Genomic DNA, 19,437 nt, shown 5'->3' on the forward strand with positions numbered 1-19,437 from the left:
GTGTGGCTTGTCGCGCAGTTCCCCGCGCCCCTAGGGAGTTGTCCTCACGTCCCTTGGAAGTCGCCCGCGTTGCTTCCACCAGAACCACTTCTGGGCCAGCAAGGTGGCCGTGCCGGCGACAATGATGCCCAGCAGGTTCAGCAGGAGCTGCTCGGTGGAGCCCCAGGTCTGGCTCGTGTCGCCGTAGCTCAGGGCCACGGCCGCGTTCGCGGCGGCCGGGACCGTGGTGACGGAGATGGCCACCCCCACCAGCGCTCCCGACTTGGCCGAGGTCAGGGAGAGGGTGCCGGCGACGCCGGCCAGGACCGCCACGATGAAGGAGAACTTGTCGGGGGCGTAGATGAAGCCGGTGTTGGGCCGGTCGGCCTCCAGACTGCTCTCCGTGAACTGGCCGGCGGCGTCCATGAGGAGGCTGAAGCCGACCGTCACCGCCATCGCCACCGCGAAGCCCACCAGCAGCGCGATCAGAGAACGAAGGGCCAGGCGCGGATGGCGCCGGACGATCGCGGTGCAGACGCCGGTGAGGGGACCGAACTCGGGGCCCACCGCCATGGCGCCCACGATCAGGATCGCGTTGTCCAGGACCACACCGCAGGCGGCGATCATCGTGGCGAGCGTGATGAAGGCGAGGTAGGTGACGGAGAGGGTCGACTCCTCGTGCGTCGCCTCGGTGAGCTGCTCCCACAGCACCGCGTCCGCGCCCTCGCCCGGTGCGTCGGCCTCCGCCTTGTCGGCCCGCTCCGACAGGGACAGGTCGATGGACTCGACGGCGATCGAGCCGGTGGTGTCGATGCGCAGTTTCCGCAGCCCGGCGAGGAGTTCGTCGCCCGCCTCGCGGGCCACGTCGCACATCACGACGTCCCCGGCGGGGTCGCGGGCGGCGCCCGGCAGTACGACGAGGTGGGTGGTGCCGACCGTCTTCTCGATCAGCAGGACCACCTCGTCGGTCCGGTCGGAGGGTGTGATCAGACGCAGATGGAGCATGGCGCTCATCTAACCCGCCTTTTCCCCGGCGTCACAGCTTGCGCAGGCTGAGCCGCTGCACCTTGTGGTCCGGGCCCTTGCGCACCACGAGGGTGGCGCGGCCGCGGGTGGGGGCGATGTTCTCCACCAGGTTGGGCCGGTTGATCGTGCGCCACATCGTCCGGGCGTAGTCCAGGGCCTCCTCCTCCGAGACCTGGGTGTACTTGCGGAAGTACGAGGAGGGGTCCTGGAAGGCGGTCGCGCGCAGCTTGCGGAAGCGGTTGAGGTACCAGGTCTCGACGTCCTCGACGCGGGCGTCGACGTACACGCTGAAGTCGAAGTAGTCGGCGAGACCGACCCGGGTGCGGCCGTCCTTGCCGGGCAGGGCCGGCTGGAGGACGTTCAGACCCTCGACGATCAGGATGTCGGGGCGGCGGACCGTGAGCCTCTTGTCGGGGACGATGTCGTAGATCAGGTGGGAGTAGACGGGCGCGGTGACCTCGTTCTTGCCGGCCTTGATGTCGGCGACGAAACGGGTCAGGGCCCTGCGGTCGTAGGACTCCGGGAAGCCCTTGCGGGACATCAGGCCGCGGGCCTGGAGTTCCTTCGTGGGCAGCAGGAAGCCGTCGGTGGTGACCAGCTCGACGCGCGGGTGCTCGGGCCAGCGCGAGAGCAGGGCCTGGAGGAGGCGGGCGACCGTCGACTTGCCCACGGCGACCGAGCCGGCGACCCCTATGACGAACGGGGTGCCCGACTGGGAACCCTGCTCGCCCAGGAACGTGTTCAGCGCGCCTCTGAGACCGTCGGTGGCACCGACGTAGAGGTTGAGAAGTCTGGACAACGGGAGGTAGATGTCCCGCACCTCGTCGAGGTCGATCACGTCGCCGAGACCGCGCAGCTTCTCGACCTCCTCGGCCGTGAGCGGCAGCGGCGTCTTGTCACGCAGCGCGCTCCACTCGGCTCGGGTGAGGTCGACGTAGGGAGTCGCCTCCGGGCGGGGCCGGTGGGCGCTCCGGGGCATCGGGGAGACCGGAGAGATCACAGTCCATTGTTACGGGCGTACGAACAGATGGTGAGGTGGGATCCGTCACGCGAGGCGTTCGCCCCGCTTCCTCCTGGTGAAAACTGATGCAGGAGGAATGTCAGTGGTGTGCGTCACATTTGCGGGAGAGGTGGGCGGAAGGCTGGTCAAGCGGTTCAAGGAGGCCGAGGCGTCGGCCGGCGTCGACCTGGCGGCGCGCGAGGACGCGGTCCTCTCGTCTTGAGCCCCTATTATTTCCGATTTCGGGCACGCTGCGGCCGGTTCGGCGCGGGAATCGACCCTAAGCTGCCGCCCATGTGTGGAATCGTGGGATACGTGGGGCCGCAGTCCGCGCTCGAGGTCGTGATGGCCGGGCTGAAGCGGCTGGAGTACCGGGGGTACGACTCGGCGGGCGTCGCCGTCCTGGCCGACGGCGGGCTGGCGACGGCGAAGAAGGCCGGGAAGCTGCTCAACCTGGAGAAGGAGCTGGACGGCAGGCCGCTGCCGGCCGGCGCGACGGGCATCGGGCACACCCGGTGGGCCACGCACGGCGGTCCGACGGACATCAACGCCCACCCGCACATCGACAACGCGGGCCGGGTCGCGGTGGTGCACAACGGCATCATCGAGAACTTCGCCCCGCTGCGGGCCGAACTCGCGGAGCGCGGCCACGACCTGGCCTCCGAGACGGACACCGAGGTCGTCGCCCATCTGCTCGCCGAGGAGTTCTCCTCCTGCGCGGATCTCGCCGAGGCGATGCGGCTGGTGTGCCGGCGGCTGGAGGGCGCGTTCACGCTGGTCGCGGTGCACGCCGACGAGCCGGACGTCGTCGTGGGCGCGCGGCGGAACTCACCGCTGGTGGTCGGCGTCGGCGACGGCGAGGCGTTCCTCGCCTCGGACGTCGCCGCGTTCATCGCCCACACGCGCTCCGCGATCGAGCTCGGCCAGGACCAGGTGGTGGAGCTGCGCCGGGACGGCGTGACGGTGACGGGCTTCGACGGCCGCCCGGCCGACGTGCGGTCCTACCACGTCGACTGGGACGCCTCGGCCGCGGAGAAGGGCGGCTACGACTACTTCATGCTCAAGGAGATCGCCGAGCAGCCCAAGGCGGTCGCCGACACCCTCCTGGGCCGGATCGACGGTTCCGGTTCGCTGACGCTGGACGAGGTGCGGATCCCCCCGCGGGTGCTGCGGGAGATCGACAAGGTCGTCATCGTCGCCTGCGGTACGGCCTTCCACGCCGGGATGATCGCCAAGTACGCGATCGAGCACTGGACGCGGCTGCCCTGCGAGGTGGAGCTGGCGAGCGAGTTCCGCTACCGGGACCCGATCCTGGACGCGCAGACGCTGGTCATCGCCATCTCCCAGTCCGGCGAGACCATGGACACGCTGATGGCGCTGCGGCACGCCCGTGAGCAGGGCTCCAAGGTGCTGGCGATCTGCAACACCAACGGTTCGACGATTCCCCGTGAGTCGGACGCGGTGCTGTACACGCACGCCGGGCCGGAGGTGGCCGTCGCCTCGACCAAGGCGTTCCTGACGCAGCTCGTGGCGTGCTACCTGGTGGCCCTGTACCTGGGCCAGGTGCGGGGCACGAAGTGGGGCGACGAGATCCGGGCGGTGATCCGCGACCTGTCCTCGATCGCCGACGCGGTGCAGCAGGTGCTGGGCACGATGGAGCCGGTGCGGGAGCTGGCGCGCACGCTGGCCTCGAAGAAGACGGTGCTGTTCCTCGGCCGGCACGTCGGGTATCCGGTGGCGCTCGAAGGCGCGCTGAAGCTCAAGGAACTCGCCTACATGCACGCCGAGGGGTTCGCGGCCGGGGAGCTGAAGCACGGGCCGATCGCCCTGATCGAGGAGGATTTGCCGGTGGTCGTGGTGGTGCCGTCGCCGCGCGGGCGGTCGGTGCTGCACGACAAGATCGTGTCCAACATCCAGGAGATCCGGGCGCGGGGTGCGCGGACGATCGTGATCGCCGAGGAGGGCGACGAGGCGGTCGTGCCGTACGCGGATCACCTGGTCCGGATTCCCGCCACGCCGACCCTGCTGCAGCCGCTCGTCGCGACGGTGCCGCTGCAGGTGTTCGCGTGCGAGCTGGCGACGGCCCGGGGGAACGAGGTGGACCAGCCCCGGAACCTGGCCAAGTCGGTGACGGTGGAGTGAGCGGAAGGCCGGAGTGAGCGAAAGGGGCGAAGGGCCGGATGCCCTTCGCCCCTCGGATCAGCCGGTCAGACCGTCAGGTGCTCAGACGGGCAGGCAGGTCGCGGGGACCCAGCCCTCCACGCTGGTGCTGTTGGGGCCGCCGTAGTACCACTTGTTGCTCGTCTTGCCGCAGGCCGTGTAGCTGCCGCCGGTGACGGGCTTGCTGCCGCCGAAGCAGATGCCGCCGTTCTGGCCCTTGCCCCAGGTGCCGAGAGCGGTCGAGCTCGTCTTGGGCTGGCTGCGGAGGTTGACGGTCGCCTTGGGCTTCACGTTGGTCAGCGCGCTGCTGCAGTCGGGCTGCGTCGCCGCGGCGGCGGTGCCGGCGGTGGCGACGGTGCCGGTGAGGGCCGTGGCGAGGAGAGCTATGGCACTGGCCGCGGTCCCCAGCGACTTGAACTTCATGGACGGTGTCCTCCCGTTCGGTGCGATGCCGTTTGCACATCGCGGTCAGCGCGAACTCTATAGCGGGGAGGGAGAGTTGAGGATCACGGGGTCGGCCGGGCGGCACCCGGGAGCCGTTCGCCCCGGATCGGGCCCGTCACCGTAGGGTGCTGCCCATGAGCATCATCGGGGTCGGCATCGACGTTGCCGAGATCGAGCGGTTCGCGGCTTCACTGGAGCGTACGCCCGCGTTGGCCGCGCGGCTGTTCGTGGAGCGGGAGCTGCTGCTGCCCAGCGGGGAGCGGCGGGGCGTCGCCTCCCTCGCCGCGCGGTTCGCGGCCAAGGAGGCGTTGGCCAAGGCGCTCGGCGCTCCGCCCGGGCTGCTGTGGACGGACGCCGAGGTGTGTGTCGAGGACAGTGGGCAGCCCCGGCTGCGGGTGAGCGGAACGGTGGCCGCGCGGGCCGCCGAACTCGGCGTGCGGAGCTGGCACGTGTCCCTGAGTCATGACGCGGGGGTGGCCTCCGCGGTGGTGATCGCGGAGGGGTGAGGTCCTGGGGCCTGCCGTCCGGGCCGGGCCGCGGGCGCGGGGCCTGGTGCGACGGGCCCTAGGCCAGGGACCAGATCAGCGTGATCGTGCCGATGAGGCCGATCGCGCCCAGGGTCGTACCGGCCGCCGCGGGCCACAGCCTCCCCGTGCCCTTGCGGGCGTGGTGGAGGCCCATCGTCCCGAACGTCACCGCGAGGGCGCCGGCCGGCACCGTCCACGGGATCAGGAACGCCCAGGTGCCCACCACCGAGAAGGCACCGAGGATCAGGGCCGTCGGGCCGAGGGCGGTGGCGGGGCTGTCTGTGTCGCCCGGCGCTGTCGAGCTGGTCATGTCTCGCCGATCCCCCTTTTTGAACGAGTTCAAAACCCGGCTCGATCATACGCCCGGGGCGTCGTCCGTGGGGCGGGACCCCCGAAACCCCCGCCGGGTGTGATGTGGTGGCGAGGGTTTCGGAGCATGGAGGTCCGGGTCAGCAGATCGACTGGCTGCTGTTCACCCGTGTGATGTTGCGGAACGTCGTGTTCTCGCCGCACGGGCTCTCCCTGATGGCCGAGTTGGTGACCGTCAGGTTCTGGATGGTGATGTCCTTGTTGTTGGGGAACTCCGAGCGGGCCGCCAGGCGCAGTTCGCCGCCGCCCGTGATCGTGCCGCTCTGTGCCGCGAGGCTGACGTTGTAGCAGTTCTCGATCAGGACCGAGTTGTTGCCGGTGTTGGAGAGCGTCACTCTGTCGATGACGGCCCCGCCGCTCTCCGAGACGCAGAACACGCCGCGTCCGCCGCCGCGCGCGACGACCTCGCCGACGCGGATGTTGGTGGGGTAGCCGCTGCCGACCCGGCCGTTGCGGTTGGCCATGCGGAAGGCGGCGTAGCCGGTGCCCGTGCCGGCGTTCTCGGCGTCCACCTTGGTGACCTTGGCGTTGATGGTCTGGTTGAGCAACAGGCCCGACTCTCCGACGTTGCGGGCCGTCACCGTGCCGATGGTGATGCCGTCGACGCCGTAGGTCTCGACCGCGTGACTGGACGCGCCGGAGACGTAGACGTCGTCGATGCGGATGTTGCGCGTCCACTGGCTGGTGTCGCCGCGGTTGTCGATGCGGACGCCCAGGCCGCGGGTCAGGTGCATGTCGATCTGGCCGAGCACCACGTTCTGGACGTTGCGCAGGAAGATGCCGTACAGCGGGGTACCGGTGAGCTTGAGGTTCTGGACCTCGACGTCGCGGGTGCCGCGCGAGTAGACCGGCGCCTGGTCGCCCGAGCCGCTGCCGGTGACGTTGATCGTGCCGCAGACGTCGAGGACGGTGTAGCTCGGCAGCGAGATGCGGGAGCCCGCCGAGACCGAACCCGAACCGCGGACCACGACCCGTTCCTTCGAAGTGCGCCCGGAGGTGAGGCTGTTGACGGCCGCCTGGACGGCCGCGCGCATGTCGGTGCCGGTGTAGACGGTGCTGCCGCCGCGCCGGGCGGTCCAGTTGCCGCCGCTCTGCACGGCCTCGGCCTGGTAGGAGCCGTCTCCGCAGGCCAGTGCGCGCGTGGGGGCGGCCGTGGCGGGGGCGGGCAGGGTGCCGGCGGCGGTGAGGAGGGCGGTGGCACCGGCGGCGGCCAGTAATGCGGCTCTGCGTCCCATGGGGGCCTCGGTTTCGTCGAACGAGGGGGAGTGTGCAAGCGCTTTCTGCGCGGCGGGAGTCTGGCAAAGGGGCGGCAAAGCGTCAATGGACGCGACAGAGTTCGCCGGTGCGGAGGAGGCGTGGGAGGGGGAGTGGGCCGGCGGTCCTGCGGGAAACTCGACCGCATGCGTACTGCGTACAGCGTGGAGACGGTCCGGAACGCCGAACGGGAGCTGATGGCGCGGCTGCCGGAGGGGGCGCTGATGCAACGCGCCGCCGCCGGGCTCGCCGCGGCCTGCGCCGACCTGCTGGGGCGGGTGTACGGCAGCAGGGTCGTGCTGCTGGTCGGCAGTGGCGACAACGGGGGTGACGCCCTGTACGCCGGAGCCCGGCTGGCCCGCCGGGGAGCCGGGGTCACGGCGGTGCTGCTCGCGCCGGAGCGGGCGCACGCGGCGGGGCTCGCGGCGTTGCGGCGGGCCGGGGGGCGGGTCGCGGGGGCCGGTGACGGGGAGGCGCTCGTCGAGGGCGCGGACCTCGTCGTCGACGGGATCGTCGGGATCGGCGGGAAGGGCGGGCTGCGGCCGGACGCGGTGCCGTTGGCCGCCGCGGCCGGGCGCTCGCGCGGGGCCGTCGTCGCCGTGGATCTGCCGAGCGGTGTCGACGCCGACACCGGCGAGGTGCGCGGGCCTGCCGTGCGGGCGGATCTGACCGTGACGTTCGGGACGCACAAGCCGGGGCTCCTGATCGATCCCGCACGGGAGTACGCCGGGTCGGTGCGGCTGGTCGACATCGGGCTGGAGCTGCCGGTCGAGCCGGAGCTGGAGGCGTTGCAGCACGAGGACGTGGCCCGGCTGCTGCCCCTGCCGGGGGCGGAGAGCGACAAGTACCGGCGGGGCGTGGTCGGGATCGCCGCCGGGTCGGCGCGGTACCCGGGGGCCGCGGTGCTCGCCGTCTCGGGCGCGCTGCGGGGCGGGGCCGGGGCCGTGCGGTACGTCGGGCCGGCCGGGGACGCCGTCATCGCGCGGTTCCCCGAGACGCTCGTGTCGGATCAGGGGCCGAAGCACGCCGGGCGGGTCCAGGCGTGGGTCGTCGGACCGGGGGCCGGGGACGACGCGGCGACGGTGGCGGAGGTGCTGGCGGCGGACGTGCCGGTGCTGATCGACGCGGACGGGTTGCGGCTGGCGGACGCGGAGGTCGTGCGGGGGCGGCGGGCGCCGACGCTGATGACGCCGCACGCGGGGGAGGCGGCGGCCCTGCTGGGTGTGGAGCGCGGGGAGGTCGAGGGCGGCCGGCTGGCGGCGGTTCGGGAGCTGGCGCGGCGGTACGGGGCGACGGTGTTGCTGAAGGGGTCCACGACGCTGGTGGCGGACTCGGGGGGTGGGGCGGTGCGGGTGAATCCGACGGGGACGGGGTGGCTGGCGACGGCCGGGAGCGGGGACGTGTTGTCGGGGCTGGGTGGGTCGTTGCTGGCGGCCGGGTTGTCGGCGGTGGATGCGGGGAGTGTGGGGGCGTATCTGCACGGGCTCGCCGGGCGGTTGGCGGCGGATGGGGCGCCGGTGGGGGCGCATGATGTGGCGGATGCGGTTCGGGGGGCTTGGCGGAATGTTCTGGCTGAGTGACTTGGGTGGGGGTGGGGGTGGGGGTGGGGGCCTGGCGGAGGCAGGGGCGGGGGCCTGGCTGTGGCGGTGGGCGGTCGGCGCGGGTGGGTGTGGGGGTTGCTGTGGGGGTGGGTCGCCCCCTCCGCCCCTTCCCTGCCCGACTCCGGGGGCTGCCGCCCCCGGGCCCCCGCTTCGGCCTGAACGGCCTCGTCCTCAAGCGCCGGACGGGCTGAATGGCGGGGGCGTTGGCGAGTTCGGGGTCTCCGCTTTGGCCTGGACGGCCTCGTCCTCAAGCGCCGGACGGGCTGAATATCGGGGGCGTTGCCGGGTTCGGGGTCTCCGTTTCGGCCTGGACGGCCTCGTCCTCAAGCGCCGGACGGGTTGAATGGCGGGGGCGTTGCCGGGTTCGGGGTCTCCGTTTCGGTCTGGACGGTCTTGTCCTCCGGCGTTGGGCGGATTGAAGGGCGGGGGCGTTGTCAAGCGTCGGGCAGTCTGCGATCGGCTCCGTGCGGAGGCAGGAGCCGGCCCGACGGTGGGCCTGCCGCCGCAGAGGTGTCCGGGCCCTCTGAGACACTGGGCGCGATGAGCGAGAGAACAGCCCCGACCGCGCCCCTGCGGGCCCGTGCCGAGATCGATCTGGCCGCCCTGCGGGCCAATGTGCGGGCTCTGCGCGCCCATGCGCCGGGCGCGGCCGTGATGGCCGTGGTGAAGTCCGAGGCGTACGGGCACGGGGCTGTGCCGTGCGCCCGGGCGGCCGTCGCCGCGGGGGCGAGCTGGCTGGGTACGGCCACGCCCGAGGAGGCCCTCGCTCTGCGGGCCGCCGGGCTGCCGGGTCGCATCATGTGCTGGCTGTGGACGCCCGGGGGACCGTGGCGCGAGGCGATCGAGGCCGAGCTGGACGTGTCCGTCAGCGGGATGTGGGCCCTGGAGGAGGTCGTCGAGGCGGCCAGGGGCGCCGACCGGCCCGCACGCGTGCAGCTCAAGGCGGACACGGGGCTCGGACGTAACGGGTGCCAGCCCGGGGAGGACTGGGCCGCGCTGGTCCGTGCGGCTCTGCGGGCGGAGGCCGAGGGGCTGCTGCGCGTCACGGGGCTGTGGTCGCACTTCGCCTGCGCCGACGAGCCCGGGCATCCCTCCATCGCCGCCCAGCTCGGCGTGTTCCGCGACATGGTCGCGTACGCCGAGGGACAGGGCGTACGCCCCGAGGTCCGGCACATCGCCAACTCGCCGGCCACGCTCACGCTCCCCGAGAGTCACTTCGACCTGGTCCGCACCGGCATCGCCACCTACGGCATCTCGCCCAGCCCGGAGCTGGGCACCCCGGCCGACTTCGGGCTGCGCCCGGTGATGACGCTGTCCGCCTCGCTGGCCCTGGTCAAGCACGTACCGGGCGGGCACGGCGTCAGCTACGGCCACCGCTACGTGACACCCGGCGCGACCACCCTCGGCCTGGTGCCGCTGGGCTACGCGGACGGCATCCCGCGGCACGCCTCCTCGGCCGGGCCGGTCCTGGTCGAGGGCAAGTGGCGCACGATCGCCGGGCGGGTCGCGATGGACCAGTTCGTGGTGGATCTGGGGGGCGACGAGCCCGTGGCGGGGGCCGAGGCGGTCCTCTTCGGGCCCGGGGGCCGCGGAGAGCCCACCGCGGAGGACTGGGCCCAGGCGGCCGGAACCATCGCCTACGAGATCGTGACCCGGATCGGAACGCGTGTTCCTCGCGTCTATGTGAATGAGGAACAGGACGGGTAACTCGGACGGGGAACCCGTCACACGAGGAACACCGGGCACCCTGACAACATCGGCAACATCAGCCTCACCGGACCCACCGATTCACCGGGCCCGGTGAGGCACCCGACAGCACCCCGGCGAAGAGGAGCGGTACGTGAGCGAGAGCAGTGCGGAGGTCGTCGCGGACGTCGCCTCCGCGGCCGTCGCGGCCTCCGCCGCGGGGGCGGCGGGAGGCTGGCGCCGGGCGACCGGTATCGCCGGCGTGGCGATAGGCGTGGTGGCCACGGGCGCGGCCGCCGGCGTCGCCCTGGAACGGATGACGGTCGGCCGCGGCATGCGCCAGAAGGCCCGGCTCGCCCTGGACTCGGCCGGGCCGTACGGCTCACTGCGCGGCATGCCGGGCAAGGCGTTCGCCGACGACGGCACCGAGCTGTACTACGAGGTCGACGACCTCGACCCGGAGGCCGCCCCCGCCGCCCTCGGCCCGCGCCGCCGTCGGCTCTTCGGCCGGAAGTCACCCGCTCCCGTCACCGTGGTCTTCAGCCACGGCTACTGCCTCAGCCAGGACTCCTGGCACTTCCAGCGGGCGGCCCTGCGGGGCGTCGTGCGTACGGTGCACTGGGACCAGCGCAGCCATGGCCGGTCCGGGCGGGGCCTGGCCCAGACGCGGGACGACGAGCCGATCACCATCGAGCAGCTCGGCCGCGACCTCAAGGCCGTCATCGACGCCGCGGCCCCCGAGGGCCCGCTCGTGCTGGTCGGGCACTCCATGGGCGGCATGACGGTGATGGCGCTGGCCGACCAGTACCCCGAGCTGATCCGCGAGCGGGTGGTCGGGGTCGCCTTCGTGGGGACGTCCTCGGGGCGGCTCGGCGAGGTCAACTACGGCCTGCCCGTCGCCGGGGTCAACGTGGTGCGCCGCGTGCTGCCGGGGGTGCTGAAGGCGCTGGGGCAGCGGGCCGAGCTGGTGGAGAAGGGGCGCCGGGCGACCGCGGACCTGTTCGCCGGGATCATCAAGCGGTACTCGTTCGCGTCCAGGGACGTCGACCCGGCCGTCGCCCGGTTCGCCGAGCGGATGATCGAGAGCACGCCGATCGACGTGGTCGCCGAGTACTACCCGGCGTTCAACGACCACGACAAGACCGAGGCGCTCGCTCACTTCGCGGAGCTGCCCGTGCTCGTCCTGGCCGGGGTGCAGGACCTGGTCACGCCGAGTGAGCACAGCGAGGCCATCGCCGATCTGCTGCCGGACGCCGAGCTGGTGCTGGTGCCGGACGCGGGCCACCTGGTGATGCTGGAACATCCGGAAGTGGTCACCGACCGCCTCGCCGACCTGCTCACCCGCACGGGTGCCGTGCCCGCAGGAGCTACCGTGAAGGGCTATGGAAGCACCAGCACCGCACAGCCCGGCTGAGTCCGGTTCCGTCCAGATCGTCGTCACGTCCCCCGAGCAGATGCGGGAGCTGGGCCGCCGGCTCGCGAAACTGCTGCGCGCCGGTGACCTGGTGATGCTCAGCGGGGAGCTCGGCGCGGGCAAGACGACGCTGACCCGTGGGCTGGGCGAGGGGCTCGGCGTGCGCGGGGCCGTCACCTCGCCGACGTTCGTGATCGCCCGGGTGCACCCCTCGCTGGGCGAGGGACCGCCGCTGGTCCACGTCGACGCCTACCGCCTCTCCGGCGGTCTGGACGAGATGGAGGACCTCGACCTCGACGTCTCGCTGCCCGACTCCGTGGTGGTCGTGGAGTGGGGCGAGGGCAAGGTCGAGGAGCTGACCGAGGACCGGCTCCAGGTCGTGATCCACCGGGCGGTGGGCGACACGACCGACGAGGTCCGGCAGATGACGGTCACCGGTCTGGGGGAACGCTGGGCCGAGGCGGATCTGAGCGTGCTCGTCGCCTAGTGCTCGCCGCCCGAGTGCTTGCCGGCTGAGGGCTTGCTCCCCGAGGGCTCGCCGCCCGGGTTCCCGCCGCCTGAATTTGCGCTGCCCCGGTCCCGGTGTGCGGTCATTTGATGAACGTTCCGACAAGACGTCGGCAAGATGTTGCGTCCGGCGTCTTGTGCGTGGTCACATGGTATCCAGTCCGTAGTTAGGTGTACCTAACTTCGTTTGCCCCGGCCCTTCGGGAGGCGTCCATGTCGGCTACAGAGAGCAAGGGGCAGCCGCAGCGGTTCGCGGTCGCCGGGGTGTCCATGCGCGACCTGCTGGCGGCCGGCGAGGCGGCGGCGCTGATCTCCACGCCCCCGCGCGCTCCCGACCCGGAGCTCTCCGAGCGGGTCCCCGAGCACCGCGAAGCGGCCTAGGTGCACTGACCCGGACGACCGGTCCTAGCGGACCACCACCACCGTGCGGCCGATCGTCGCGAACGTCCACATCGCGTCGCCGTCCGCGGGGGACTCGCGGATGCCGCCCGTGCGGGCCTTCGGGGCGGGGGCCGGGGCGGAGGCGGTCGGGCCTCCCACGGCGGAGCTGAAGCCGACCACCACGCCGTCCACCGTCGCGAAGCGCACCACGTGCTCGACCGGGACGCCGTCGGACCCGGTGACCGAGTTCGAGCGGGACGTCACCGCGTAGCTGCCCGGCGCCGGGTCCACCGCGCTCGGGTCCACCTCGAACGTACGGCTGACCGCCTCGTCCCCGGCGACCAGCCACACCCGGTCACCGCGCAGCGAGTACACGACCCGGGCGCCCTTGCCCGAGTCGCCGGGCAGCGCCGTGGGGTCCTTCTTCACCTGGGGCGCCTTCGATGTGCCGGCCGCCGGTGCGGCGCCCGCGTGCGCCGCTCTGCCCAGGCCGGCGGGGAGGGACTCGGCCGCCTGATGGGCGAGGTAGCCGACCGTCACGAGGGCCGCGGCGGTGAGCCCGGCCACGATTCCCGAGCTGCTGGCTGACACCGGAGTCCACCTCACGTCGTATCGCTGTCGTGACGGTAGGTGACGGTAGCAGCACGTGACGACCCGACAGGTGCGGCCGTGCCGGGCCCCGGAGAGCCGTAGGCTGTTTGCGTGCTCTTGCTCGCTCTGGATACCGCCACGCCCGCCGTCACCGTCGCGCTGCACGACGGACGCGATGTCATCGCCTCCTCGAGTCAGGTGGACGCGCGGCGGCACGGGGAACTGCTGCTGCCGGCGATCGACCGGGTCCTCGCCGAGGCCGGTCTGCGGATCGACGCCCTCACGGGGATCGTCGCCGGGATCGGTCCGGGACCGTACACCGGGCTGCGCGTCGGCCTGATGACCGCGGACACCTTCGGGCTCGCGCTCGGTGTCCCCGTGCACGGCGTGTGCACGCTGGACGGCCTCGCCTACGCCGCCGACCTGGAGGGCCCGTTCGTCGTCGCGACCGACGCCCGCCGCAAGGAGGTGTACTGGGCCCGCTACAGCGACTCCCGGACCCGGGTCACCGACCCGGCCGTGGACCGGCCCGCCGACATCGCCGAGCAGGTCGAGGGGCTGCCCGCGGTCGGCGCGGGCGCGCTGTTGTACCCGGACACCTTCCCCAAGGCGCACGAGCCGGAGCACGTCTCCGCCGCCGCCCTCGCCCGGCTGGCCGCCGAGAAGCTGGCGGCCGGCGAGGAACTCCCCGCGCCCCGGCCGCTGTACCTGCGCCGCCCCGACGCCCAGGTCCCCAAGAACTACAAGGTGGTCACCCCCAAGTGACCGAACCCGTGACGTGTGCGCTGCGCGAGATGCGCTGGTGGGACATCGACTCCGTGCTGGAACTGGAGCGGGACCTGTTCCCCGAGGACGCCTGGTCCCGGGGCATGTTCTGGTCCGAGCTGGCCCATGCGCGGGGTCCCGGGGCCAACCGGCGGTACGTGGTCGCCGAGGACGCCTCCCGGATCGTCGGCTACGCCGGTCTGGTCGCCACCGGCGAGCAGGGCGACGTCCAGACCATCGCCGTCTCCCGCGAGCTGTGGGGCACCGGCCTCGGCGCCCGGCTGCTGGCCGAACTGCTGCGGGCGGCCGGCGCCTTCGAGTGCGCCGAGGTGATGCTGGAGTGCCGGGTCGACAACGTCCGCGCACAGAAGCTGTACGAGCGCTTCGGCTTCGAGCCCATCGGTTTCCGGCGCGGCTACTACCAGCCCGGGAACGTGGACGCCCTGGTGATGCGCCTGACCGCCCCCGAGAACTCCGTACAAGGAACCGAGATCAATGGCTGACGAACCCCTCGTACTGGGAATCGAGACCTCCTGCGACGAGACCGGCGTCGGCATCGTCCGGGGCACCACCCTGCTGGCCGACGCCGTCGCCTCCAGCGTCGACGAGCACGCCCGCTTCGGCGGCGTCGTCCCGGAGGTCGCGAGCCGCGCCCACCTGGAGGCGATGGTCCCCACCATCGACCGCGCGCTGAAGGAGGCGGGCGTCACCGCCCGCGACCTCGACGGCATCGCCGTCACCGCCGGTCCCGGCCTCGCCGGTGCCCTGCTGGTCGGCGTGTCCGCGGCGAAGGCCTACGCCTACGCCCTCGGCAAGCCGCTCTACGGCGTCAACCACCTCGCCTCGCACATCTGCGTGGACCAGCTGGAGCACGGCGCGCTGCCCGAGCCGACCATGGCCCTGCTGGTCTCCGGCGGCCACTCCTCGCTGCTGCTGTCCTCGGACATCACCTCCGACGTCCGCCCGATGGGCGCCACCATCGACGACGCGGCCGGCGAGGCCTTCGACAAGATCGCCCGCGTGCTGAACCTGGGCTTCCCCGGCGGCCCGGTCATCGACCGGTACGCGAAGGAGGGTGACCCGAACGCGATCACCTTCCCCCGGGGCCTGACCGGCCCGCGCGACCCGGCCTACGACTTCTCCTTCTCGGGGCTGAAGACCGCCGTGGCCCGCTGGATCGAGGCCAAGCGGGCGGCGGGCGAGGAGGTGCCGGTGCGGGACGTGGCGGCGTCCTTCCAGGAGGCGGTCGTCGACGTGCTGACCCGCAAGGCCGTCCGGGCCTGCAAGGACGAGGGCGTCGACCACCTGATGATCGGCGGCGGCGTGGCCGCCAACTCCCGGCTGCGCGTCCTCGCCCAGGAGCGCTGCGAGGCGGCCGGCATCCGGCTGCGCGTACCGCGGCCCAAGCTGTGCACGGACAACGGCGCGATGGTCGCCGCCCTGGGCGCCGAGATGGTCGCCCGGAACCGGGCGGCGTCGGCCTGGGACCTGTCGGCGGACTCGTCCCTGCCGGTGACCGAGCCGCACGTGCCCGGGCACGACCATGTGCACGAGGTCAGCAAGGAGAACCTCTACTCGTGACGGTCGCGTTGATGTGGGAGGCCCGGGCGTCCGACGGGCGGGGTGAGGACCTGCTCGCCTGGGCGCGGGCGCAGGAGCTCGCGCGCGAGCCCCTGCGCCGGGAGATCTTCCGGGCACCGCAGGACCGGGTCCTCGTCATCACCTGGTGGGACGCGCCCTACGACGCCGAGCTGCCCGAACTGCCCGAGCCGGGCGGGGAACTGGTCACCCGGGCGGTGCACCGGTGGCGGTTCGAGTCGGTCACCGGCGACTGACCGGGGCCGGCCCGGGGCCTACGACACCCCGGTCTCGCAGCGCAGCCGCCGGTCGGGGCCGAGCACCCGGACCGGGCCCGTCAGGGTGAGGTGCGCGGTGTGCCGTACGTCCGCGCTCGACGCCGCCAGCCGCAGTTCCAGGGCGCCCGGCTCGACCACCCGGCGGCCCGAGCGGTCGGTGAAGGACGACAGGTCGGCGTGGAAGCGGAAGGTCACCCGGGCCGCGTCGCCCGGGGCCGCCGTCACACGCTGGTAGCCGATCAGCCGCATGTCGGGGCGCGTCACGGACGCCACCGGGTCGTGCAGATACAGCTGCACCACCTCCGCGCCCTCGCGAGCACCCGTGTTGCGGACGGTCACCGACACCTCGTACGAGCCGTCCGTGCCGATCTCGGCCGGCCCGGTGGCGGCGGGCACCTCCCAGGCGAACGCCGAGTACGAGCGGCCGTGGCCGAAGGCGTACAGCGGGGTCGGGTCGAGGTTGCTGACCTCGCCCGCGAGGCCGAGGGGCGGCTGGAGGTAGGTCCAGGGCTGCCCGCCGGGGAGTCGCGGGACGCTGACGGGCAGGCGGCCGGAGGGGTTGACCCGGCCCGCCAGGACGCCCGCGACCGCCGGGCCGCCCTCCTCGCCCGGGAAGAAGGCCTGGACGACGGCGCCCAGGCGGCCGTGCCAGCGGCCCAGCGCGTAGGGGCGGCCGGTCAGCAGCACCAGCACCACGGGGACGCCGGTGGCGACCAGCGCGTCCAGCAGCTCGCTCTGGGCGCCCGGCAGGCCGAGGTCCGTCGCGTCGCAGCCCTCGCCCGAGGTGCCCCGGCCGAACAGGCCCGCCCGGTCGCCGAGGACCGCCACGCACACGTCCGCCTCGGCGGTGCGGGCGATGGCCTCCGCGAAGCCGCCGGTGTCCGGGTCCGTCACGTCGCAGCCCTGCGCGAACGTCACCTTGGCGTCGGGGAGTTCGGAGCGCAGGGCGTCCAGGACGGTCGGGATCTCGATGCCGACCGGCACGTCGGGGTGGTGGGGCAGGACGTGGGACGGGAAGGAGTAGCAGCCCAGCATGGCCAGGGCGTCGGCCGCCCGGGGGCCGACCACCGCGATACGGGTGTCGGGGGCCAGCGGGAGCAGGCCGTCGGGGTTGTCGAGCAGGACCACCGACTCCTCGGCCAGGCGACGGGCCAGGATCCGGTTGGCCGTCGAGTCGAGGTCGACCGCCGTGGCCGGCTCGGGCGCCCAGTCCTCGTCCAGCAGGCCGAGTTCACACTTCTGGAGCAGCACGCGGCGGGCCGCGCGTTCCACGAGCTCCTCGGGGACCTCGCCCGAGCGGACCGCCTCCAGCAGCGGCCGGCCGTAGCACTTGACGGTGGGCAGCTCGACGTCGATGCCGGCGGTGAGGGCCGCGTGGGCCGCCGCGGCCGGGCTCGCGGCGACCCGGTGGAGGGTGTGGAGGAAGCCGATGCCGAAGTAGTCGGCGACGACCGTGCCGGTGAAGCCCCACTCCTCGCGCAGGAGATGGCTCAGCAGCCCGGGGTCCGCGGAGGCCGGGACCCCGTCCGTCTCGGTGTAGGCGGCCATCACCGAGCGGGCCCCGCCCTCGCGCAGGGCCATCTCGAAGGGCGGCAGGGTGACGTCGGCGAACTCGCGCACCCCCGCCCGCACGGGGGCGAGGTTGCGGGCGCCGGCCGAGGAGGCGTACCCGGCGAAGTGCTTGAGCGTGGCGACGACCCCGGCCGACTCCAGGCCCCGCACATAGGCCGTGCCGACCGTGGCGACCAGGTACGGGTCCTCACCGATGGTCTCCTCCACGCGGCCCCAGCGCGGATCGCGTACGACGTCCAGCACGGGTGCGAGGCCCTGGTGCACGCCGGCCGAGCGCAGGTCGTCGCCGATGCGGCGGGCCATCTCCTCGACCAACGGCGGATCCCAGGTCGCGCCCCAGGCCAGCGGGACCGGATAGGCCGTGGCCCGCCAGGCGGTGAAGCCGGCCAGGCACTCCTCGTGCGCGATCGCCGGGATGCCGAAGCGGCCGGCCGCGGCGATACGGCGCTGGGCACGCGCCAGGGCCTGCGCGCCGAGTGCCGGGTCCACGGGGGCGGTGCCGAAGGAGCGCGTCAGCTGGCCGAGACCGTGGGTGATCAGCTCGGCCCAGTCGTACTCGACGGTCATGTCGTGCTGGTGCGGAGCGACTCCGTCGCCGTCCGTCGCGGCGCCCACCCACACGCCGTACAACTGGGCGGTCTTCTCCTCCAGGGTCATCCGGGAGAGCAGGTCGTCGACGCGGGCGGCGGCGGGCAGCGCGGGGTCACGCCAGGGCGCGGTGGTCATGAAGCTCCTGTCGGGTGGACGGACGGCCCTCTCACGAACGTATCCACGAATGTTTCGTTATGAACTTCGAATGTTCCGGGAACCTATGGCGGTGCGAGGACTTCGTCAAGGGGGCCCGCAGGGTTACGATCGCCGCCATGACATCCCCGGAGCCCGTTGAAAGCCGGACGCAGACCCGGACGCAGGGGCGCACCGCGCAGACCGCGACGCTCGCCGAGATCGCCCGCGAGGCGGGCGTCTCGGCGCCGACTGTTTCGAAGGTCCTCAACGGCCGTGCCGACGTCGCCCCGGCCACCCGGGCCCGCGTCGAGGACCTGCTGCGCGCCCACGGCTACCGGCGCCGCCGTGCCGAGGCGACCCGCTCGCCCCTGATCGACCTGGTCTTCCACGAGCTGGAGAGCGCGTGGGCGATGGAGGTCATCCGGGGCGTGGAGAACGTGGCCCGGGACGCGGGGTTGAGCGTGGTGCTGTCGGAGAGCGCGGGGCGGCTCACGCCGGGGCGGACCTGGGCCGACCAGGTCGCCGCGCGCCGCCCGCACGGCGTGATCCTGGTCCTGTCCGGGCTCGACGAGTCGCAGCGGGCGCTGCTGACCAGCCGCTCCATCCCGTTCGTCGTGATGGATCCGGCCGGCGACCCCGGGGCCGACGTGCCGTCGATCGGCGCGACCAACTGGCAGGGCGGTCTCGCCGCCACCCGGCATCTGGTCGAGCTGGGGCACCGCAGGATCGGCGCGATCACGGGGCCCTCGCAGATGATGTGCAGCCGGGCCCGGATCGACGGCTACCGGGCCGCGCTGGAGACGGCCGGGCTGCCGGTGGATCCCGCCCTGATCGCCACCGGCGACTTCCACCACGAGGCCGGCTACCGGCGTGGCCTGGAACTGCTGCGCCGCCCGGACCGGCCGACCGCCGTCTTCGCCGGGAACGACCTCCAGGCGCTCGGGCTGTACGAGGCCGCGCGCGAGCTGGGGCTGCGCATCCCGGAGGACCTGAGCGTGGTCGGCTTCGACGATCTGCCGGTGGCGCCCTGGGTCGGGCCGCCGCTGACGACCGTACGGCAGCCGCTGACGGAGATGGCCGAGGCCGCGGCCAAGCTGGTCCTCGACCTCGGGCGGGACGAGGGGACCGAGGCGGCGACGAGGGTGGAGCTGGCGACGAGTCTGGTGGTGCGCAGCAGCACGGCGGGACCTGCGGAATAACAGGTGCTGTATTGGCGAGTGTTCCGGACGCCTTCACGCGGTACCGAAGCCAATCGGTGGCATCAGCGAAACTTTCGGAGGTCGTGGCAGGCGAACTGGACGTTCGGTGCCGGGCAGCGGATCACCCGGGCCTGGAACGCGGACCGCACGCAGTCGGGGGTGGCGGTCAATTGCGCCAACGCCCCCTATTGGCAGTCAGTTGCGCCAACGCCCCCTGCAACGGCTCGGTACCGGACGGCGGTTCGGTGACGTTCGGGTTCAACGGCGCGTGGGACGTGAGCAATCCGGTGCCGGTGGTGACGCTGGGGTGATCCCGGGTCCTGAAATCTGAGAATTTCCGAAGAAAGGGCGTCCTGGGCTCCCTGCCCGTAATAATTCGG

The 19,437-nt window shown here is 72.7% G+C and carries 19 protein-coding genes and 1 pseudogene; 13 read left to right on the plus strand and 7 right to left on the minus strand.

All coding sequences use genetic code 11. From position 1 onward, the window contains the following. Nucleotides 1-30: 30 nt before the first annotated feature. A complete protein-coding gene (locus tag QOL88_RS23845) occupies nt 31-984 on the minus strand; it encodes a DUF389 domain-containing protein (protein ID WP_097219296.1) in 954 nt (317 codons plus the stop codon). A gap of 31 nt (nt 985-1,015) precedes the next feature. Further along, complete coding sequence (gene coaA, locus QOL88_RS23850; RefSeq protein WP_179878939.1) at nt 1,016-1,984, minus strand: type I pantothenate kinase; 969 nt, start codon at nt 1,982-1,984, stop codon at nt 1,016-1,018. Nucleotides 1,985-2,299: 315 nt separating this feature from the next. On the opposite strand from coaA, the gene glmS reads away from it, so the two are divergent. After that, a complete protein-coding gene (glmS, locus tag QOL88_RS23855) occupies nt 2,300-4,147 on the plus strand; it encodes a glutamine--fructose-6-phosphate transaminase (isomerizing) (protein ID WP_097219301.1) in 1,848 nt (615 codons plus the stop codon). A gap of 81 nt (nt 4,148-4,228) precedes the next feature. Here glmS and QOL88_RS23860 read toward each other — a convergent pair whose 3' ends face one another. After that, nucleotides 4,229-4,588: a hypothetical protein gene (locus QOL88_RS23860; RefSeq protein ID WP_097219303.1), complete on the minus strand. Its 360-nt coding sequence runs from the start codon at nt 4,586-4,588 to the stop codon at nt 4,229-4,231. A 155-nt stretch (nt 4,589-4,743) separates the two neighbouring features. Between QOL88_RS23860 and QOL88_RS23865 the strand changes: the two genes are divergently transcribed. After that, the gene (locus QOL88_RS23865; protein ID WP_097219305.1) at nt 4,744-5,115 is read left to right on the plus strand and encodes a holo-ACP synthase; all 372 of its coding nucleotides are present in this window, start codon (nt 4,744-4,746) and stop codon (nt 5,113-5,115) included. A gap of 58 nt (nt 5,116-5,173) precedes the next feature. Here the strand turns inward: QOL88_RS23865 and QOL88_RS23870 are convergent, their stop codons facing one another. Both QOL88_RS23870 and QOL88_RS23875 read right to left on the minus strand, forming a co-directional pair. Further along, complete coding sequence (locus tag QOL88_RS23870; protein ID WP_097219307.1) at nt 5,174-5,446, minus strand: hypothetical protein; 273 nt, start codon at nt 5,444-5,446, stop codon at nt 5,174-5,176. 139 nt (nt 5,447-5,585) lie between these two features. After that, nucleotides 5,586-6,740 (minus strand): hypothetical protein, encoded by a 1,155-nt coding sequence (locus QOL88_RS23875; RefSeq protein ID WP_097219310.1) that lies wholly within the window; start codon nt 6,738-6,740, stop codon nt 5,586-5,588. Between the two features lie 165 nt (nt 6,741-6,905). On the opposite strand from QOL88_RS23875, the gene QOL88_RS23880 reads away from it, so the two are divergent. The 5 genes from QOL88_RS23880 (at nt 6,906) to QOL88_RS23900 (ending at nt 12,348) form a co-directional block, all read left to right on the plus strand. Beyond that, nucleotides 6,906-8,339, plus strand: a complete 1,434-nt coding sequence (locus tag QOL88_RS23880) for an NAD(P)H-hydrate dehydratase (RefSeq protein ID WP_097219312.1) — start codon at nt 6,906-6,908, stop codon at nt 8,337-8,339. 561 nt (nt 8,340-8,900) lie between these two features. Further along, nucleotides 8,901-10,067 carry an alanine racemase gene (gene alr, locus QOL88_RS23885; protein ID WP_097219314.1) on the plus strand — a complete coding sequence of 389 codons (1,167 nt, stop codon included), beginning with the start codon at nt 8,901-8,903 and terminating at the stop codon, nt 10,065-10,067. A 133-nt stretch (nt 10,068-10,200) separates the two neighbouring features. Continuing rightward, nucleotides 10,201-11,460, plus strand: a complete 1,260-nt coding sequence (locus tag QOL88_RS23890; protein WP_097219317.1) for an alpha/beta fold hydrolase — start codon at nt 10,201-10,203, stop codon at nt 11,458-11,460. Next, complete coding sequence (gene tsaE, locus QOL88_RS23895; protein ID WP_097219319.1) at nt 11,429-11,947, plus strand: tRNA (adenosine(37)-N6)-threonylcarbamoyltransferase complex ATPase subunit type 1 TsaE; 519 nt, start codon at nt 11,429-11,431, stop codon at nt 11,945-11,947. The genes QOL88_RS23890 and tsaE overlap by 32 nt, the downstream gene beginning before the upstream one ends. Before the next feature lie 233 nt (nt 11,948-12,180). Continuing rightward, a complete protein-coding gene (locus tag QOL88_RS23900) occupies nt 12,181-12,348 on the plus strand; it encodes a hypothetical protein (protein WP_179878940.1) in 168 nt (55 codons plus the stop codon). 24 nt (nt 12,349-12,372) lie between these two features. Here the strand turns inward: QOL88_RS23900 and QOL88_RS23905 are convergent, their stop codons facing one another. After that, nucleotides 12,373-12,939 carry a hypothetical protein gene (locus QOL88_RS23905; RefSeq protein WP_097219322.1) on the minus strand — a complete coding sequence of 189 codons (567 nt, stop codon included), beginning with the start codon at nt 12,937-12,939 and terminating at the stop codon, nt 12,373-12,375. A 111-nt stretch (nt 12,940-13,050) separates the two neighbouring features. Here QOL88_RS23905 and tsaB point away from each other — a divergent pair, with 111 nt between their 5' ends. The 4 genes from tsaB to QOL88_RS23925 are packed head-to-tail and all read left to right on the plus strand — an operon-like array spanning nt 13,051 to nt 15,539. Further along, on the plus strand, nt 13,051-13,704 hold the full coding sequence (tsaB, locus tag QOL88_RS23910) for a tRNA (adenosine(37)-N6)-threonylcarbamoyltransferase complex dimerization subunit type 1 TsaB (protein ID WP_097219324.1): 654 nt from the start codon (nt 13,051-13,053) through the stop codon (nt 13,702-13,704). Continuing rightward, entirely contained in the window at nt 13,701-14,207 is a 507-nt protein-coding gene (gene rimI, locus QOL88_RS23915) for a ribosomal protein S18-alanine N-acetyltransferase (RefSeq protein WP_229829107.1), read from the plus strand. The genes tsaB and rimI overlap by 4 nt, the downstream gene beginning before the upstream one ends. Continuing rightward, entirely contained in the window at nt 14,200-15,285 is a 1,086-nt protein-coding gene (gene tsaD / locus QOL88_RS23920) for a tRNA (adenosine(37)-N6)-threonylcarbamoyltransferase complex transferase subunit TsaD (protein WP_097219326.1), read from the plus strand. Before rimI ends, tsaD begins: the two co-directional genes overlap by 8 nt. Continuing rightward, nucleotides 15,282-15,539, plus strand: coding sequence for a hypothetical protein (locus tag QOL88_RS23925; protein WP_097219329.1), 258 nt, complete (start codon nt 15,282-15,284; stop codon nt 15,537-15,539). The genes tsaD and QOL88_RS23925 overlap by 4 nt, the downstream gene beginning before the upstream one ends. A gap of 18 nt (nt 15,540-15,557) precedes the next feature. On the opposite strand, the gene QOL88_RS23930 is transcribed toward QOL88_RS23925, so the two are convergent. After that, on the minus strand, nt 15,558-17,858 hold the full coding sequence (locus tag QOL88_RS23930) for a beta-xylosidase/alpha-l-arabinosidase (RefSeq protein WP_097219331.1): 2,301 nt from the start codon (nt 17,856-17,858) through the stop codon (nt 15,558-15,560). A 137-nt stretch (nt 17,859-17,995) separates the two neighbouring features. Between QOL88_RS23930 and QOL88_RS23935 the strand changes: the two genes are divergently transcribed. Both QOL88_RS23935 and QOL88_RS23940 read left to right on the plus strand, forming a co-directional pair. Beyond that, a complete protein-coding gene (locus QOL88_RS23935) occupies nt 17,996-19,057 on the plus strand; it encodes a LacI family DNA-binding transcriptional regulator (RefSeq protein WP_097223151.1) in 1,062 nt (353 codons plus the stop codon). Nucleotides 19,058-19,138: 81 nt separating this feature from the next. Then, nucleotides 19,139-19,368 (plus strand): annotated as a pseudogene (locus QOL88_RS23940) (cellulose binding domain-containing protein); the annotation flags it as partial. Nucleotides 19,369-19,437 lie beyond the last annotated feature (69 nt).

Origin of the sequence: Streptomyces sp. Ag82_O1-12 (assembly GCF_900182715.1) — a bacterium.
In the GTDB taxonomy this organism is placed as follows: domain Bacteria; phylum Actinomycetota; class Actinomycetes; order Streptomycetales; family Streptomycetaceae; genus Streptomyces; species Streptomyces massasporeus.

Excerpts from the sequence above, each read along its gene's own strand:
- QOL88_RS23900 (WP_179878940.1), top strand. The coding sequence starts at position 12,181 with ATGTCGGCTACAGAGAGCAAGGGGCAGCCGCAGCGGTTCGCGGTCGCC.
- QOL88_RS23845 (WP_097219296.1), bottom strand. The coding sequence starts at position 984 with ATGCTCCATCTGCGTCTGATCACACCCTCCGACCGGACCGACGAGGTG.
- QOL88_RS23870 (WP_097219307.1), bottom strand. The coding sequence starts at position 5,446 with ATGACCAGCTCGACAGCGCCGGGCGACACAGACAGCCCCGCCACCGCC.
- QOL88_RS23880 (WP_097219312.1), top strand. The coding sequence starts at position 6,906 with ATGCGTACTGCGTACAGCGTGGAGACGGTCCGGAACGCCGAACGGGAG.
- QOL88_RS23865 (WP_097219305.1), top strand. The coding sequence starts at position 4,744 with ATGAGCATCATCGGGGTCGGCATCGACGTTGCCGAGATCGAGCGGTTC.
- coaA (WP_179878939.1), bottom strand. The coding sequence starts at position 1,984 with ATGCCCCGGAGCGCCCACCGGCCCCGCCCGGAGGCGACTCCCTACGTC.
- tsaD (WP_097219326.1), top strand. The coding sequence starts at position 14,200 with ATGGCTGACGAACCCCTCGTACTGGGAATCGAGACCTCCTGCGACGAG.
- glmS (WP_097219301.1), top strand. The coding sequence starts at position 2,300 with ATGTGTGGAATCGTGGGATACGTGGGGCCGCAGTCCGCGCTCGAGGTC.
- QOL88_RS23930 (WP_097219331.1), bottom strand. The coding sequence starts at position 17,858 with ATGACCACCGCGCCCTGGCGTGACCCCGCGCTGCCCGCCGCCGCCCGC.
- QOL88_RS23860 (WP_097219303.1), bottom strand. The coding sequence starts at position 4,588 with ATGAAGTTCAAGTCGCTGGGGACCGCGGCCAGTGCCATAGCTCTCCTC.
- alr (WP_097219314.1), top strand. The coding sequence starts at position 8,901 with ATGAGCGAGAGAACAGCCCCGACCGCGCCCCTGCGGGCCCGTGCCGAG.
- QOL88_RS23935 (WP_097223151.1), top strand. The coding sequence starts at position 17,996 with ATGACATCCCCGGAGCCCGTTGAAAGCCGGACGCAGACCCGGACGCAG.
- tsaE (WP_097219319.1), top strand. The coding sequence starts at position 11,429 with ATGGAAGCACCAGCACCGCACAGCCCGGCTGAGTCCGGTTCCGTCCAG.
- QOL88_RS23875 (WP_097219310.1), bottom strand. The coding sequence starts at position 6,740 with ATGGGACGCAGAGCCGCATTACTGGCCGCCGCCGGTGCCACCGCCCTC.